The following is a 14,976-nucleotide window of genomic DNA, read 5'->3' on the forward strand; positions in this document are numbered from 1 at the left end:
GACATCTCCGTTCTTGGCGATTTCGGCTCACCGGCAACTGCCGCGGCCGACGATGTTGATGGCATTGGGTGCGAACACGAACACCTCGCGCGGCGCGGCTCCGATGCGCCCGCCCGTGTCGATGTTGCCGATGCTCTGGCTCCCGCATGTGCCCTGGTTTTGGATTTGCTCCAGGGACTTGCCTTGTTCTTCAGCCTTGCGCTCCTGCGCGCTGATGCGGATCTTTTCCTTCGCGATCTTGGCGCGGAACCGTGAGTCGACCTCCAGCAGCTCCTGCCCCGCGAATGCACTGGCGCATGCGCCCAGCGTGATGGCGACGAGGATGATGCGGGAGGTGCGGCGGATGAGGGGTGCATTCATGGTGGGTCTCCTTGCTGGAAAACCGCCAGCGCCGTCGGCGCTGGCGGATGTGGGACGAAGGCACAGTGCTGGTTACTTGGCGACACCGATGCTTTGAGCGGCGGTGGACAGGAAGCCGCTTGCGGTGTTGTTGGAGTTGGTGGCGATGACGGTCGAGTTGGTCAGCTTGCCGTTGCCTTGCGCGCCACCGATCTGCTGGCTGGCCGTGGACAGGAAGCCGGATGCGGTGTTGCTTGCACCATTGGCGATCACGGTCGAGTTGCTCACCTTGCCGTTGCCCTTGGCGAAGCCCACTTCCTGCGTGGCAGTGCTGAGGAAGCCCGAAGCCCTGTTGTTCAGGTTCGTTCCGATGACCGTGCTGTTGGTGAGCTCGCCGTTGTCCCGTGCGTGGCCGACGCTTTGGTTCGCCGTCGACAGGAAGCCCGAGGCGGAGTTGTTGGCCCCGTTGGCGATCACCGTGCTGTTGGTGATCTTGGAGTTCCCCTCGGACACACCGATGTTCTGACGCGCCGTCGCCAGGAAGCCGGACGAGGTGTTGTTGGCGTTGGTGGACAGCACCGTCGAGCCGGCGATTTCGCCCGCCATCGCGCCACCGAAGGCGAGACCGAGGGCGATGAGGATGGATGCTTTGCGAACGATTTGCATGATGATCTCCAGAGAGTGGTGAACAAGGGTTTTGGTGGGGCTTGCCGATCTGCTTGCCTTCCCGCTCCATGGGTTGCGCCCGGTTCAGAATCGGTTCAAACGATTTGCGGCCGTTGCGCAAAGAAAAATTGGAGGGCCTCCTGAAGTGCATCGCGGGGATGTCGGCGGCTTTGCGACGTGCCTGCCGTTCGCTGCACGCATGGCGGGCGAGCGGGGCGGCGTTCGGCTCAGCCGATTGCTGGCGGCGGGTGTGCCAGCGTAGGATCGCCCGCCATGCGCGACAGTGCTCCGCCTGACCCTCCTCCCCATCCACCGCGCTTGACGGGTTTGCGCGGCACCTGGGACGCGCTGCGCAATTTCGGCCTGGTGAGCCTCGGTACCCCGGGAGCCGGCGAGTACGACAGCTTCACGGCCAGCGATGGCCAGGTGGTCCCCGTGTACGTGCTCGGCAAGGGCTCGCCGCTGGTGCTGGTGCATGGGGTCGGGTGCTCGCATCGCGACTGGATGCCGGTGGCGCGACGGCTGGCGCGGCGCCATTGCGTGCTCGCCTGGGACGCACGCGGCCATGGCAGTTGCCGGCCGGTGCGCGGCAGCATCACGCTGGCGCGACTGGCCTGCGACCTGGCCGAGATGCTCGACCACTTCGGACTGCAGCGTTCGGTGCTGGTGGGCCACTCCATGGGCGCCCTGACGCTGATGCAGTATCTGCATCTGTATGGCACGCAGCGCGTGGCGGCGGTGACGCTGATCGACCAGTCACCGCGCATCGTGACGGACGACAGCTGGCGTCTCGGGCTGTTCGGCGGCTGCAGCGCGGCGATGCTGGCGGGGCTGATCGCGGGGGCGCGCCAGGACTTGGCCGAGACGCTGTTGAACGAGGTCGGAGCGATCGGAGGCGCCTGGCTCCGGCGCCAGCTCGCTGCCGAAGCAGCGCTCGGACGGATGCTGCGCCGGCGCCTGGGACGCATCGACGTCCGGCCGTTGCTCGACCTCGCCGAGTCGATGGCGCAGGCCGACTTCCGCGCTTCGCTGTCGCGTCTCGACGCCCCGTTGCTGGTCGTGCTCGGAGCTCGCAGCCCGCATTACGCCGGCCTGCCGCTCGATGCCTGGTATCGCGACACGGTGAAGCACGCGCAGATCTCGATCTATCCGCGCGCCGGCCACTCCCCGCATGTCAGTGAGCCGCTGCGCTTCTCGCGCGAACTCGAGCGCTTCATGGACGACCACGCGTGAGCGGGCCCGGGCGGGCTCAGTCGCCAACCACGCCAGGCGCCGACGGCAGGGCGCTCCTACCCACAGCGTCCCTTGTCGTCCGATTTGAAGCAGAAGTCGGAGGTCAGGCTCGACGACTCCCAGGGCACCTGCGCACGCCCGGTGTCTTCGGCCACGCCGATGCGGACCCGCTTGAAAAGCTGCTCGATCTGCAAGCCCGGCGTCGGCAGGTTGGCCAGCAGGTGACGCGCATAGACGCTGTGCTTGCTGTTGGCGCCGTCGAGCGCGACGCCGTTGGGCGCGGTCGAGAAGGCCACCAGGGTGCCCACGGGTGCATCGAGGGTCGCCAGTCCGCCCGGCGTCGCGCCGCGGAATTTGAGGCGCCGGCCGTCGGGTCCGACGATGACGCCGCCGGCGAAGGGGTTCACGCGGCAGGCGTCGAGAACCACGATGTTGATGCCGGTGCGAATGGCGCTGAGCCGGTCGACAAACTCGCCGACGTCTGCGCTTTGCCGCTGGATCTCCTCCTCCGACTGCGGATCCGCGTCGATCGGCACCAGGTAGTTGCGGCCCTTCACCTGGACGCCGTGGCCGGCATAGAACAGCATGCGCACCGACGCCTTCGGCGCGCGCACCGAAAACTCGCGCAGCGACTCGATCAGGTCTGCCAGCCGCGTGTTCTGACGCAGGGTCACGTCATAGCCGAGGCCACGCAGCGCCGTTGCCACGGCGTTGGCGTCGCCCGGCGGGTTCTTCAGCGGTGCCGCGCGGTACGCGCCGTTGCCGATCACTAAGGCAATGCGCGAGTCGGCGCCGGGGACGTCGGCAGGGGCGCTCATGGCGCGACCGTAGCGCAGCGCTGTGGCGCCCAACGTGCAGCGCAGCAGGATGCGGCGGGTCAGCAGCGTGGCCATGGCGGCTACTCCCGAGGCGGCACGCCGGGTGCCAGCGAGGCGGCTTGAACGATGGGGGCAGCCTGCACCCGGGCGAGCGCCGCAGCCTCGCTGCCGGCCGGCACTCGCAGGTAGTAGTCGCCGAGCTGGCCAGGGCCGCCGGCCAGCTCGCCGTGAACCAGGACCATCAGCATGCGGATGTCGGCCTCCTTGGCGTCCGGCGCGAAGCTGATCTTCAGCATCGGGCCCTCCTCGACGCGAACTGCATTCAGCGCGCGGATCTCGTCGGCATTCTCACGAGCGTCACCCAGCAGGTTCACGATCACGCCACCTTGCACGGCCACCACCGCCAGCGCGGCCATTGCATAGCTCGGGCGCATGCCAAAGTTGCCGAAGAAGGCGCTGACCCGCTCGGCGAAGGTCGGACGGTCGCCCTGGATCAGGCGCATGGCGCGTGCCAGGCCGATCGTCGGCGGCACCGCCGGCACGCATTCCTGCACGCGCGCTTGCAGCGAGCGATACCAGTCCAGCTCGCCGCGGGCCTCGGGATGCTGTTCCAGGTAGGCCTCGACCCAGGCGCGGTCTTCAGGGCCCAGCGAGCCGTTGGCGTACCAGGGGAGCAGTTCTTCGAAGCGTTCACTCATGATGCCTGCGCTCCCGTGGCAACGGTCGCACCCTCGCGGTGCGGCAACGATGAAAAGATCTCGACCATGGTGACCACCAAGAATTCTTCGGGCTCTGCGAGCCTGTGACTGACCCGATCGTTGTCCATGCAAGCGGCCACTGTGGTGAGATCACGCAATATAGCGTGCACGACCGACCGTACCGAGACCCCGATCTACCTGCACGGGACATGCCCGTGTCGCCTCTGGGTTGCACGAAGCCGGCGGATGGTTCAGTTTATTTTTGCGCGCTTGCCACACACCCCGCAAGCCTCATGACGCGAGCGCGCCTTTGGCGTCAGGGGCGCCCCCCTCGCTGCGCAGCAGCGACTGCAGGCATTTCTTGATCTTCTGGCGGGCATGGAAAAGGCGCGTCTTGACGGTGCCTTCGGGACAGTTCTGGACCTCTGCCACCTCGGCCAGGCCCATGCCTTCGTAGAAGACCAGGTGCAGGCATTCGCGATGCTCGTCCGACAGCTTGCCCATGCAGTGTTGCACGCCTTCGCGGCGTTGCTTGCCCGCCAACTCCGCGTAGCCGTCAGGCGTGTCCGAAGCGGTGGTCTCGGCGATGTCATCGAGGTCGCCGTGCACTTCGTCGGGCCGGCGGGCACGATAGACCATCAGCGCCTTTCGGCGCGCGATCCCGATCAGCCAAGTGGAAAATTGCGAGTCGCCGCGAAAGTGCTGCGGATGGCGCCAGACCTCGTACAGCGTGTCCGCGAGGACTTCCTCGGCCCGCGCATGGTCGTTCAGCATGTTGAGCACGTAGGCGTAGACCTTTTGGCTGAACGCCTTGTACAGCTGACGAAAGGCTGCCTGGTCTTCGCGGCCGATGCGTACGAGCAGCTGATTGACCTCGTCGTTGTCCATGCGGGCGATGCGGCGGCGGGTGACGGTAACGCAATATAACGTTTCTATCCGATCGTTGGCGGGGCTCATGCCCGCAAAGGTGCAGCCACGACGCTCGACGCTCCCCCCAATGGGGTACTGCTTTCACGGTCTGGCGCGCGCACACCGGGCGAGGCGATGCGCCGATTGGCCGGTCGTATGACACCCGGCCATCTTGCGATCCCATCCGTTCGCGGAGCATATTGCCGTCATGCCCGCAATGCCTTCCTGTGACCTGCTGCTCGACCCGGCCGTCGGCGTCGCGGAGGGTCATCGACCGGCGCATGGCCAGCGTCTGTGGTGGATGCTGCTGTCGGCCGTGCTGCTTGCGTTTGCGGTGGCGACCGGCACGGCGCAGGCCCAGGTGCGTGAGCCGGAAAAGCGCATCGCTCTGGTGGTCGGCAACGCACGCTATCCGACGATGCCGCTGGCCAATCCCGAGAACGACGCGCGCCTCATCGCGGACAACCTGCGCAAGCTCGGATTCGAAGTCAACGAGCAGGTCAACCTCGGCGTGATCCCGTTCCGCCGCGCATTGCGCGACTTCGCGCGTCGCGTGCAGGAGAACGATTCCGTCGCGGTGCTGTACTACGCCGGCCACGGCGTGCAGATCGACGGGCGCAACTACCTGCTGCCGGTGGACATCAACCTGCGGGACCAGGAGGAGGTCAAGGACGAATCGGTCGACATCGAGGAGCTGTTCCTCAGCCGCCTCGACAAGGCCCGCTCGCACGCGCGCATCGTGATCCTGGACGCCTGCCGGGACAACCCCTTCGCCGGCAAGACACGCAACATCCGCTCGGCCGGCGGACTGGCGGAAATGGGTGCGCGCGGGACGCTGATCGCGTATGCCTCGGCACCCGGCGCACCGGCGGAGGACGGGCTGGCCGGGCGCAACAGCGTCTACACCCGAAACCTGGGCGAAGAGATGATGGTGCCGGGCCTGGAAGTCGAGCAGATGTTCAAGAACGTGCGGGTGAAGGTGCTGCAGGACACCAAGGAGCGACAGGTACCGTGGGTCAACACCTCGCTGACCTCCAACTTCAGCTTCAACCCGGCGCAAGGCCCCTCGCCGGCGCAGACCGCCGCGGCCGTGCAGGGTCCTTCGCCCGCGCGGGGCCCATCGCCCGACGAGGCGGCCAAAGACACTCGGCTGAAGCAGCTCGAGGCCGAACTGGACGAGGCGCGCGATGCACTCGAGGAAGCGCGAACCGCGCCGCGCGAAGCCAGCAGCTCTCCCGCGCCCAACTCCAGGGTCAGCCCGGCACCGGCCGCAAATGCCGGCATGGCTCCCACCACCAACATCATCGTGTCCGGACAGCCCTCGGCCAGGGCCCCGCGTTCGAGGGCAGCGCCGGCGCCCGAGATGGGCCTGCCCTTCGGCGCGGCGGGAGGGATCCCGGGGCCTTTGCCAGGCTTCGGCGTGGCGGACAGCCATGCCATGTTGCCGCAGGGTCGCACCCTCATCCGCGGGGCCGCGCAGGGTCCGGCCGCTGCGGCGATCGGGGGGCCGAATCCATTCAACAGCTGGGCGCCGTCGAACATGGGGGGCAATCACGGCTTCGCGGGGCGTCGAGGCGGTGCCATCGACGGCGGAACGCCTCTCCCGGGCCTACCGCAAGACTGAAGTCAGGCCGACGCCTGACAGCACGGAACCACACGCAGGGCCTCTCAAGAGAGCTGGAACGTGCCAGCGGGTCCGATCGCAGACGCCCTTACGAACCATCGTGCCCAATCGGCTTGCTTGCTGCGCGCGATCGCCCCGCAACGAGCTGCAACCACTTGCCTTGGGCGGATCGGATGGGACGGCCCTCGGGGTAGTGAATCCGCAGAAGCTCGTTGCTGCCCTTCTCCGTGATCGCAAGGACCCTGGCGCCCCTCTCAGGGGGTTCGTCGACCAGCGCCAGCACCAAGCCGGCCTGGCGAAGGATTCGGATGGCGTCAATCTCCTTCGTCGCGTTGAACGAGCAGGGAAGGGGTGTGGCAGCGATCTGCCTCAGAAACTCGACAGACATGGCGTGTCCTCTTGAATGGGGCGCGCAGGAAGGTAGCCCCGATTCGTCACCGCTCAAGTCGGCGACCGCTCAGTCCTTCTGTCGGTGGCCGGCCTACTCATGGCAGGCACCTGGGCTGCGCGACGGCGCGATCGGACGCGGGCTGAGGGGGAGGGCGAGGAGGCGATGAGCCTATCGCCGCAATCGCGCCATCAATTCTTCGGCCGCTTCGGTCGCCCGCCCGAGCATGCGCACGCGGTCGTTGATCACGCTCAGGAGCTCGTGCTCGCCGCACACCAGAGTCGCACCGGAGCCGGCCGCGTCGCCCGACATGTCTGCGGGAAAGGACAGGTTCCAGTAGGGCCACCCCACGGGGAGCACCTCGATGTTGTAGGCCTCGGCCAATGCCAATGCCGGAATGGCCACGGATTCGAGAAATTCGTGGTCGGGCGAGGCGATGGGAAGCGGACGTTGCGCGGTGACGGTGATGGCGAACCGCGCCGCCATATCCAGTTTCAGCACGCCTGCCCGAACCAGGGCCGTGAGACTGGTAGGGGAGCTGCTCGTCCAGGCCGCGGCCTGGTTGCCCAGGAACGCGAATGCGTCCCCCGACTCGCCCAGGACCAGGAGCCGCTCGCACGGCCCCGGCGAACGCGCATAGGCGCGAAGCAACTCGCCCATCGCCGGGCGCCGGCGCTCATCGGCGTACAGACGGTGGGGTTCATAGCCGAACCGATGCAGCGTCGCATGACATGCATCCTCGGGCGACACCTCGCCATGGACGCCGGAGAGCCCCTTCAGGCCATCGATGCACTGCGATAGCATCCGCCCGACTTCCGTCAGCGGCTGCCCGGTGATCGATGCGATCGCCGCCGGGATCGGCTGCACCGGGCCGGGCCTGTCGCGAATGATCGGATGGAGTGTTCTTGTCGTGATCATGGTGATGCAGAGCCATGTTGTCGAAATCCGGGACGGCAGGCAAGCAAGCACGCCGCCGTCCCAGCCTGCGGGGGCGACCCGAACCGGTCCGTGGGTCAACCGATCCGCGGACACCCCTCGGGTCGCTCGTCGAGCGTACGTTCGATGCTCGTCCAGTCCGTGGTGCCGTCGTCCTTGCGCGTGTAGGACGGCGCGACTTGGTTGCGGCTGTGCTCAACTTGGACGGTCTTCCGCAGGGCGAGTTGGCTGGACTGTCCATGGGCCTCAGCCGGCGTCGGGGCTGGACCTGCCCGGGTCAAGCACGCACCGAACCAAGGACGTGCGACAACCGCGGCACGCCTCATCTTCGCGGTTTGGTCAGGTTCCGGTCAGGTACCGACATGGCTAATGGCGAGGGTTCGCCCGCCCGCAGAGCCCGAAACCCCGCTTTCTCTCAGAACCCACGGCGCGTTCAGCCGTGGCGACGCCATTGGTTGGGATTCCTGCGTCGCGGAAAAAAACGCGAGCGCGCCTGTTTCGCATCGATGCAACTCCTCGCTTCGGCGTCTGCCGGAGAGCGAATCGGCACGGGGAAAATTGTCTGTTTGAGGGAGTGGCACAACTTGAGAAGGCGTTCCGCAGTGAAGGTGTTACTGGTCGGCAACTACATTCCGGACAACCAGCCGAGCATGCAGGCGTTCAGGCACATGCTGGAGCGCGGCCTGCCGAGTCTGGGATGTGAGCTGCGGGCCATCTCGCCACCTCAGTGGCTCCAGCGATTGCCCTCCACGTCCGGCCTTCGGAAATGGCTGGGCTATCTCGACAAGTTCGTCTTCTTCATCCCATCGCTCGTTTGGCAGGCCCGCTGGGCCGATGTCGTCCACATCTGCGATCACTCGAACGCGATGTACGTGCGTTGGGTGAAGCGCAAGCCAACGGTTGTCACATGCCACGACGTCATTGCCGTGCGAGCGGCGCGGGGCGAGATCCAGGGTTGGCAAGTCGGCTGGACCGGACGCCTGTTTCAACGGCTGATCGCCGCGAATCTCTCCCAGGCCGACCTGATTGCTTGTGTATCGGAGACCACGCAGCGCGAGCTCCTCGGGCTTCAACTGCCCGTGACACCCAGGGTCACCACGGTGCTCAATGGCCTGAACGACAACTTCGAGATCCCGAGCTCCGAGGAAGTCGCCGATGTGATTCGCCGGCTGGGACCACTCGTGCAACAGCCTTACCTCCTCCATGTCGGCGGGGATCTGGCGCGCAAGAACCGGCAGGCGGTGGTCGAAACGTTCATTGCGCTCCATCGCCGTGCCGCAGAGGCTGGCGTTGCCCCTGTACGTCCAGAACCTGGTTTTCGTGGGACCGGCGTTGCACCCCGACCAGATGGCACTGGCGGCGCGGCATGGCGTTGCCGACCGGATCGCGACCTTTCAAAAGGTGCCACACAGGGAACTTCGCGTGCTCTACGCCCGCGCCACGGCATTGCTGTTTCCGTCCCTCCAGGAAGGATTCGGCTGGCCGCTGATCGAGGCGCAGGCGTGCGGCTGCCCGGTCATTACCTCCGACCTGGCGCCGATGAATGAGATCGGAGGTCCCGGGGCTTGTTACGTCGATCCTCACGACCCTGAAGGCATCGCGCGCGCCATCGAGCAGGCGGCCGCCCGGTTCGAGCAGATGCGCGCGCTGGGCCTGGACAATGTGCGGCACTATTCGACGGCCCGGATGACGAGCAGCTACGTCGCCGCGTATCGCGGCGTCCTCATGTCACGGCGACCCGTTGGAGAAGGTCAGAACTGACCTCACCCTCAGGTCACACCCAGCTGGAACCAGCCTGCCCAGCCCGTGCCTGCATGCCACCAGGTGCTCCAGACCTTGGAGTCGCTGCCCACGGTGAAGATGTCGATGTGTTCGGCGTAGCGCGAAATCGCCGCCACCTGTCCACCCGCCTGTCCGACGCCGCCTGACACATTGAACCAGGGCGCCCAGTTGCCGCCTTGGGTCCACCATGTGCTGTAGACGCGCTTGTCGGTGCCGATGGTGAAAAGGTCGAGTTGGCCGCTGTACCGTGCGATGGCAGTCACCGGTGATCCCGGCGATGCGACACCACCCGAGACCTGGAACCAGTTGCCCCAGCCGGAATTGACGTTCCACCAAGTCGAAACGATGCGGCCGCTGGGGTCTGTGGTGAACAGGTCCAGCTGGTCGGCGTGCCGCGCGACGACCGTCACGGTGGCGTTGGTGCGCGCACGTTGGGTTCCGACGGCGAACCAGTTGGACCAGCCGCTGCGCTCGTCCCACCAGAGGCTGTAGATGCGGTTGTCGGTGCCGACCGTGAAGACGTCCAGGTGGTGCGGGTAGCGCGCCACCGCCGTGACAGTGGCGCCGTTAGCCGCGATCCCGCCCTGCAGTTGGAACCAGTTGGCCCAACCGGTGCGCGCATCCCACCAGGTGGACATCACGCGGCCATCGCTCGCCGTGGTGAACAGGTCAATGTGATCGCTGTAGCGCGCCAGCGCAGTCACCGTGGAGCCCGGGCGGCACACCAGGTTGCCGATGGCGAACCACGCGCGCCAGCCGCCGTTGCCGTCCCACCAGGCACTGTAGACACGGTTGTCCGTTCCCACCGTGAAGAGGTCGATGTGCCCCGCGTATCGGTGGATGGCAGTCACCGGCGAACCGGCGCCGCCGGGCGACGCGATGCCACCCATCAGGTGCGTCCAGCCTGCCCAGCCGGTGCTGGGGTTCCACCAGTCGGTCATCGTGCGGCCGTTGTCGGCGACGGCAAACACGTCCAGATGCTCGGGAAAGCGCGCAATCACCGAGATGGGCGTGCGAGGGCGCGCCACCAGGGCGGTGAGGGGACCGATGCGGTTCCAGATGGCCTGGCGGCAGATGCGGCAGAAAGGCACGCCGAGGTTGCGCATCTTGCAGTCGTACTCGGGACGGTAGGCACCGCAGTGGTAGTAGTGGGCACCTTCGAACAAGCCCACGGTGCCCGAAGGAACAGGGCTCGGCCGGCTGTCCACCTGGCCGCAGGCGGGGTTGCTCATGGTCGGCACCGCGGTCGCCGCGGCCACCGCCCACTTCCACTTCAGCGTGGCCGAATCGCTGTTGGTCGTGACATTGGGCTCGAAAGGATCGCCGGGCGGATGATGGTCGTGCCCGGTCTCGTTGCCGCCGGCGTAGTAGGGGTATTCGTCCGCCAGCCCGAACGCCGTGTGCCCCATCTCGTGGACGGCAATCTCGTTGGCGCCGCCGGCGAGCGAAAAGGTGCCGACCGAGCCACCCGAGCCGCCGTAGACCGTGGAGTTGACCACCATCAGCACGACCGAGAACTCTGGCACCTGCGCCGCGGCGACCTGCAGCGCGGTGCTGTTGTTGCACACCAGCAAACGGCGGATGCCGTTGCCGCCAAAGGTGGCGTCGAAGTAGGTGCGCGCCGTCGCTCCCGTGCCTCCGGCTGCCACAGGATCGTCGGCGCCGGCGTCGGTCGAGCTCACATTGACCCGAAAGACGTTGATCGCAGGACTCAACTCGTCGAAGGGCGGGGTGGCAAGGAAGGCGCTGGCGAAAGTCGCGCAGGCGGTGTTGAAGTCAGCCTGCTGCGCGGCCGTGAATCCCTCGGCCAGGACCACGACGTTGAACGCACGGTTGCGTGGCGCTGCGCCAGCGATCTGGGTCATGCCTAGGACGGCACCATCATTAATAGTCATGCGGGCCTCCGATCAGGGCTTTCTCTGCAGAGGGAACGACGCCAGGTCGGTCGTCTGCAGCGCAGGCGCGGCACCGGCCCCGGCGAGCGCGGCGCCCGCCGCCTGATCCCTGGTGACAGCTCCCGGCCGCACCCGGACCACCGCCACCCGCGTCGCAGCCTGAGGTGCGGGCAGCACCACCGTAAAAGCACCACTCGGGCGCTCGAGAGCCACGTGCACGATGGGGTCGCCGGGCGACTCAGGGAACACCTCGGCGCTCTCCGACATGCCGCGCGCGTGGACCCGCGCGAGCGTGCGGTCAGTGGCATCTCGGGCATCGACAAAGGTGCCGGCCGTGTACTGCTGGGCCAGATCTGTGCCGGTCACGGCCATGTCCACCGGCTGCTGACTGACCAGCCGCAGTGTCTCGCCTTCGTACTCGAAGATCAGGCGCATGGCAGGGGCGGGTGGCGGCGGCGGAATGGGAGCTCTGCGATTCGTCTTGCGGCTGGGCATGAGTGCCTCCTGATCTGGTTGCGGCGGGCGGGTGTGCGCAGTGGCGCGTTCAATGTAGACCTATCGGGGCATCGTGGCGAACTTGGCCCTGGCTCATGCCGCCGCACACCGCTGGCGCACCCGAGTTTCCATCCGGGCGCGAGCCGACCGCATCATCGATGCGGTGGATGACAGTGACGTCTGGCCAGAACGGTCGCTGGTCCTGGGCTGCGCGTGGGAGCGTGTGCCGGTCGCGCACGGGTCGACTTGCCGTCTGCGGCAAACGGGCACCCGGGGCCGAGTCCAACCGGGCATCACGGAACACATCCAGCCCCCCATCGAGTGGATTCGCGGGGGGCTGCTCAGTCCTACACTCCGCCAAGAGATTGGCCCAGTCTTCGGAGATCGCCCCATGGACTCCGCGGTTCCCATCATGCGTGCGCCACTCAGCGACGACGGGGAGCACGCATGAACGTTCTGCCTTTCCTGCCGTCTTCCATCGTTCCGGTGCTCATGATCACCGGGTCTGCGACGGGCGAGCTCTGGTTGTTCAGAGCGATCGCCTGGGCATGGGCGATTGGCGCCGACGCACTGTTAGATGAACTGCAGTCAGGATTGTACCGAGCGGCTCCACCCCAGCGCGTTTGTCCTAGAAGCGACGCGCGCGGGCCAAGCCCCTAACAGGAAGCACGCAGGTGACATGAATCGAGGCCAAAGGGTTCATGACAGTGCTCTGGCTACGCTGCAGAACGATCTTGGATTGTTCATCATGCGCAGGCCGGACTGTGGCGGTCAAGCCAAACGCGGAGGATGAGAACACCGACGCAGCCCATTTTCACGCCCGCCGTCCTTCTGTTGCGATTCATCTCTCGGCTAGCGTTGAACTTCTTCGTGCCGCGAAAGTTGATGTGTGAGAAGTGCGCCGGTCCGATGCGGCGCGGCCACTCATACTTCACGCGTTCCCTCGCGTTTCAAGTTTTTCGATAACCTCATGCACCAGTACAGCGCGGCCCTTGGCCACAGGTCACCCACGTGTGCGTCGCTGTCCTTCCGCACCGCAATCTGACCGGTACGAGAACGGCGCAGCCCTCCATGTCCGTCCAGGTGCTTAGGCGGCCGCCATACGCTCATTGGAGGTGAGAGCCGAAAACTTGAAGAACGCGCTTACCAGTATGCGATCGGTCGGCGGCCACACGCCTCTTGCATGTTCGCGATCTTGTCGGGCGCAGGAGCTTCGGCGGCTCCTGCACGCCGGCCGGCCCCTTCGCGACGTTTGACGGCCCGGGACGCCGTCGCTTCGCTGAGCAGCCGCCGGAGGCCGCACGGCGAAGACTCCTGCAAGCTATGGTCTTCATCCTGCGCGCGACGTCAGCAGGGCAGCTTGCGCGGAGCGGGCCGGCAATGAAGACGCAAGCGAAAGCTGTTCGTGTCGGCAGGAGCTTACGTCGGTGTGCGCCGCGTATCGGACGCGAGTGTGCAGGTGCATGTTGCAAGCTTTGACGCACCCACAACCGCATGAACCGAGCCACAGGAGGTCCGTCATGGCCAATACGTCCCATACCTTCCCCTTTCCTACCGCCGATAGTCATCGTGCAAATCCTATGACTGAATCGCGGCCCGTCGAGCAGGAGCCCACGGAGCATGCGCTCGATCATGGCATCGAGGAATCGTTCCCAGCGAGTGATCCGGTGTCGGTCGGCGTGAGCAAGGTGCTGCCGAGACCTCCGAACGCGGAAGCGCCAAAGGCCCATGCCCAGCCAAAGGCGCCCGGACTTGCACACGCCTTGTCCAAGGGCACGTTGGTCGGCTTCTCCGCGACCCTCGCTGTCGGACTGGCGATCGGCCGCATGATGGCGCGCCGAGCGCGGACGCCGGTCAGATCCTCAGGGAAGCGGTGAACCCCAGCAAGTGCTCCACAAGCCAGTGGCGAGACGTGAATCGGAATGTCGACTATGCGCCATGGCGAGGCCCGTCTTATCGACGCGGTCTGAGCAGTGCGAAGAGCCTTGCGCGTAGCAGATGTTCACCACCCCGGATATCAACGATTCCCTCTGCAGCGGCCGGCGTCGTATCAGTCACGGCGCGACGAAACGTCGGAGGATTTCCTTGGAGCTTGCGATGAAAAGGGTCGCGCTTGTCACGCACATACTTCGGCCGAAAAACGTTGAGTGGCTCTCGGTAGATCACGATCCCACGCTCGCGCAGCCCATGTCTGCATGACTTGACCCGTATTGCCGAGTGCGCCAGCCCTGAAAGGCGTATTCTCCTCAATCGTACGCTCCAGGGGATGGCCCGTCCCCTGCAGGGGCGAGCGCCCTGGGAAGGGGAGGTCAAAGGTGGTCGCCGCCCCGCGAAGACCCTTGAAGTTCAGCGATGCACAGGCGCGGTGGCCGAACTGAAGTCTTGCTCAGGAATCGAATATGACGCAATGTCTTTTCAGGAATTCGCAAACGGTCATGTGAAATTGACAAGCTGCGTCTCGACCGGGCGTGATCAGAAGATACCAGTACGTTGGTATGGATGCCGGCTGCGTAGGTCCGGCGGCGCAAATCGGTGCGCGCTCTCCCAGAGATGACTCCTGGGTTCCAGCGACTAGCCCCGGGCGGAATAGAACGTCTCGACAGTTTGGATCTAGCGACCGTATGCGACTCACTCTTGCGATATTCGGCATTGAGTTACCTCCGGACAACCCTCAAAATGGGTCACAGAGAGAGCCGTCGTGGAACCATCGCACGGGGTCGGAGGCATCGACCCCGCCGCGCTCGCTGCGGCGTGCCTTTCAGCGGCCATATCTTTTGTTGCTCCGCCTGGACCGTATGGGCCAGCCAGCATCATGATTGGCGTCACCATCTTATTGTTGATCATCACGTATGACGTCGATCCGCATCGGACCAAAGGACAAGGCGTCGGGTTCGCAGCGGTACTTTTCCTCGCGGCTCAGCCAGCCATGGGTTTCGTGCTCGAATGCCTCTTCGCCACTGACAGGAAGAAACGCTTTTCCGTGCTGTGGCGAGAGCTGCCCCATGCGAACAACAACTCATCGACGAAGGGAAGCAAGCGCTCTCGGCATGCACAGACCTGACACATTCAGAGGTGCCGCCGTGGGTCGTTCTTGCACTTTGGGTGGTCTTGACTGTTGCCCTGTATTTTTGGGACAGGCGCCGCACCGCTGTCGTTCGCGCGAAGCAAGCCTCCAGCTGAACCTTTCGATGGA

General features: G+C 65.7%; 13 protein-coding genes and 1 pseudogene. 6 read left to right on the forward strand and 8 right to left on the reverse strand.

All coding sequences use genetic code 11. The features are described from left to right. Window positions 1–27 precede the first annotated feature (27 nt). Window positions 28–360: a hypothetical protein gene (locus tag QTH97_RS24325; RefSeq protein ID WP_286571059.1), complete on the reverse strand. Its 333-nt coding sequence runs from the start codon at window positions 358–360 to the stop codon at window positions 28–30. 72 nt (window positions 361–432) lie between these two features. Beyond that, window positions 433–1,005 carry a hypothetical protein gene (locus QTH97_RS24330; protein WP_286571060.1) on the reverse strand — a complete coding sequence of 191 codons (573 nt, stop codon included), beginning with the start codon at window positions 1,003–1,005 and terminating at the stop codon, window positions 433–435. A 273-nt stretch (window positions 1,006–1,278) separates the two neighbouring features. On the opposite strand from QTH97_RS24330, the gene QTH97_RS24335 reads away from it, so the two are divergent. Further along, window positions 1,279–2,238: an alpha/beta fold hydrolase gene (locus QTH97_RS24335; RefSeq protein WP_286571061.1), complete on the forward strand. Its 960-nt coding sequence runs from the start codon at window positions 1,279–1,281 to the stop codon at window positions 2,236–2,238. A gap of 56 nt (window positions 2,239–2,294) precedes the next feature. Here the strand turns inward: QTH97_RS24335 and QTH97_RS24340 are convergent, their stop codons facing one another. The 3 genes from QTH97_RS24340 to QTH97_RS24350 all read right to left on the reverse strand — a co-directional run bounded on the left by QTH97_RS24340 (window position 2,295) and on the right by QTH97_RS24350 (window position 4,711). Then, on the reverse strand, window positions 2,295–3,131 hold the full coding sequence (locus QTH97_RS24340) for a caspase family protein (RefSeq protein WP_286571062.1): 837 nt from the start codon (window positions 3,129–3,131) through the stop codon (window positions 2,295–2,297). Window positions 3,132–3,136: 5 nt separating this feature from the next. Further along, a complete protein-coding gene (locus tag QTH97_RS24345; protein WP_286571063.1) occupies window positions 3,137–3,754 on the reverse strand; it encodes an anti-sigma factor family protein in 618 nt (205 codons plus the stop codon). A 291-nt stretch (window positions 3,755–4,045) separates the two neighbouring features. Continuing rightward, entirely contained in the window at window positions 4,046–4,711 is a 666-nt protein-coding gene (locus QTH97_RS24350) for an RNA polymerase sigma factor (RefSeq protein WP_286571064.1), read from the reverse strand. Between the two features lie 160 nt (window positions 4,712–4,871). Between QTH97_RS24350 and QTH97_RS24355 the strand changes: the two genes are divergently transcribed. Continuing rightward, a complete protein-coding gene (locus tag QTH97_RS24355) occupies window positions 4,872–6,287 on the forward strand; it encodes a caspase family protein (protein ID WP_286571065.1) in 1,416 nt (471 codons plus the stop codon). A 559-nt stretch (window positions 6,288–6,846) separates the two neighbouring features. On the opposite strand, the gene QTH97_RS24360 is transcribed toward QTH97_RS24355, so the two are convergent. Further along, window positions 6,847–7,593 (reverse strand): hypothetical protein, encoded by a 747-nt coding sequence (locus QTH97_RS24360; protein WP_286571066.1) that lies wholly within the window; start codon window positions 7,591–7,593, stop codon window positions 6,847–6,849. Window positions 7,594–8,117: 524 nt separating this feature from the next. Here QTH97_RS24360 and QTH97_RS37035 point away from each other — a divergent pair. Further along, window positions 8,118–8,672, forward strand: a pseudogene (locus tag QTH97_RS37035) (glycosyltransferase family 4 protein); the annotation flags it as partial. A gap of 196 nt (window positions 8,673–8,868) precedes the next feature. Beyond that, window positions 8,869–9,372 carry a glycosyltransferase gene (locus QTH97_RS24370; protein WP_286571068.1) on the forward strand — a complete coding sequence of 168 codons (504 nt, stop codon included), beginning with the start codon at window positions 8,869–8,871 and terminating at the stop codon, window positions 9,370–9,372. A gap of 8 nt (window positions 9,373–9,380) precedes the next feature. Here the strand turns inward: QTH97_RS24370 and QTH97_RS24375 are convergent, their stop codons facing one another. Further along, complete coding sequence (locus tag QTH97_RS24375; RefSeq protein WP_286571069.1) at window positions 9,381–11,288, reverse strand: M64 family metallopeptidase; 1,908 nt, start codon at window positions 11,286–11,288, stop codon at window positions 9,381–9,383. Window positions 11,289–11,300: 12 nt separating this feature from the next. Continuing rightward, entirely contained in the window at window positions 11,301–11,783 is a 483-nt protein-coding gene (locus QTH97_RS24380; RefSeq protein ID WP_286571070.1) for a hypothetical protein, read from the reverse strand. A gap of 1,580 nt (window positions 11,784–13,363) precedes the next feature. On the opposite strand from QTH97_RS24380, the gene QTH97_RS24385 reads away from it, so the two are divergent. Together QTH97_RS24385 and QTH97_RS24390 are read left to right on the forward strand one after the other, a co-directional pair. After that, window positions 13,364–13,660, forward strand: a complete 297-nt coding sequence (locus tag QTH97_RS24385) for a hypothetical protein (protein WP_286571071.1) — start codon at window positions 13,364–13,366, stop codon at window positions 13,658–13,660. A 935-nt stretch (window positions 13,661–14,595) separates the two neighbouring features. Further along, window positions 14,596–14,844: a hypothetical protein gene (locus QTH97_RS24390; RefSeq protein WP_286571072.1), complete on the forward strand. Its 249-nt coding sequence runs from the start codon at window positions 14,596–14,598 to the stop codon at window positions 14,842–14,844. Window positions 14,845–14,976 lie beyond the last annotated feature (132 nt).

It is taken from the genome of Variovorax gracilis, assembly GCF_030317115.1.
Taxonomy (GTDB): domain Bacteria; phylum Pseudomonadota; class Gammaproteobacteria; order Burkholderiales; family Burkholderiaceae_C; genus Variovorax; species Variovorax gracilis.

What these genes read in the sequence shown, in the direction of transcription:
- QTH97_RS24325 (WP_286571059.1), bottom strand. Translation starts at nt 360, where the DNA reads ATGAATGCACCCCTCATCCGCCGCACCTCCCGCATCATCCTCGTCGCC.
- QTH97_RS24330 (WP_286571060.1), bottom strand. Translation starts at nt 1,005, where the DNA reads ATGCAAATCGTTCGCAAAGCATCCATCCTCATCGCCCTCGGTCTCGCC.
- QTH97_RS24335 (WP_286571061.1), top strand. Translation starts at nt 1,279, where the DNA reads ATGCGCGACAGTGCTCCGCCTGACCCTCCTCCCCATCCACCGCGCTTG.
- QTH97_RS24340 (WP_286571062.1), bottom strand. Translation starts at nt 3,131, where the DNA reads ATGGCCACGCTGCTGACCCGCCGCATCCTGCTGCGCTGCACGTTGGGC.
- QTH97_RS24345 (WP_286571063.1), bottom strand. Translation starts at nt 3,754, where the DNA reads ATGAGTGAACGCTTCGAAGAACTGCTCCCCTGGTACGCCAACGGCTCG.
- QTH97_RS24350 (WP_286571064.1), bottom strand. Translation starts at nt 4,711, where the DNA reads ATGAGCCCCGCCAACGATCGGATAGAAACGTTATATTGCGTTACCGTC.
- QTH97_RS24355 (WP_286571065.1), top strand. Translation starts at nt 4,872, where the DNA reads ATGCCCGCAATGCCTTCCTGTGACCTGCTGCTCGACCCGGCCGTCGGC.
- QTH97_RS24360 (WP_286571066.1), bottom strand. Translation starts at nt 7,593, where the DNA reads ATGATCACGACAAGAACACTCCATCCGATCATTCGCGACAGGCCCGGC.
- QTH97_RS24375 (WP_286571069.1), bottom strand. Translation starts at nt 11,288, where the DNA reads ATGACTATTAATGATGGTGCCGTCCTAGGCATGACCCAGATCGCTGGC.
- QTH97_RS24380 (WP_286571070.1), bottom strand. Translation starts at nt 11,783, where the DNA reads ATGCCCAGCCGCAAGACGAATCGCAGAGCTCCCATTCCGCCGCCGCCA.
- QTH97_RS24385 (WP_286571071.1), top strand. Translation starts at nt 13,364, where the DNA reads ATGACTGAATCGCGGCCCGTCGAGCAGGAGCCCACGGAGCATGCGCTC.
- QTH97_RS24390 (WP_286571072.1), top strand. Translation starts at nt 14,596, where the DNA reads ATGATTGGCGTCACCATCTTATTGTTGATCATCACGTATGACGTCGAT.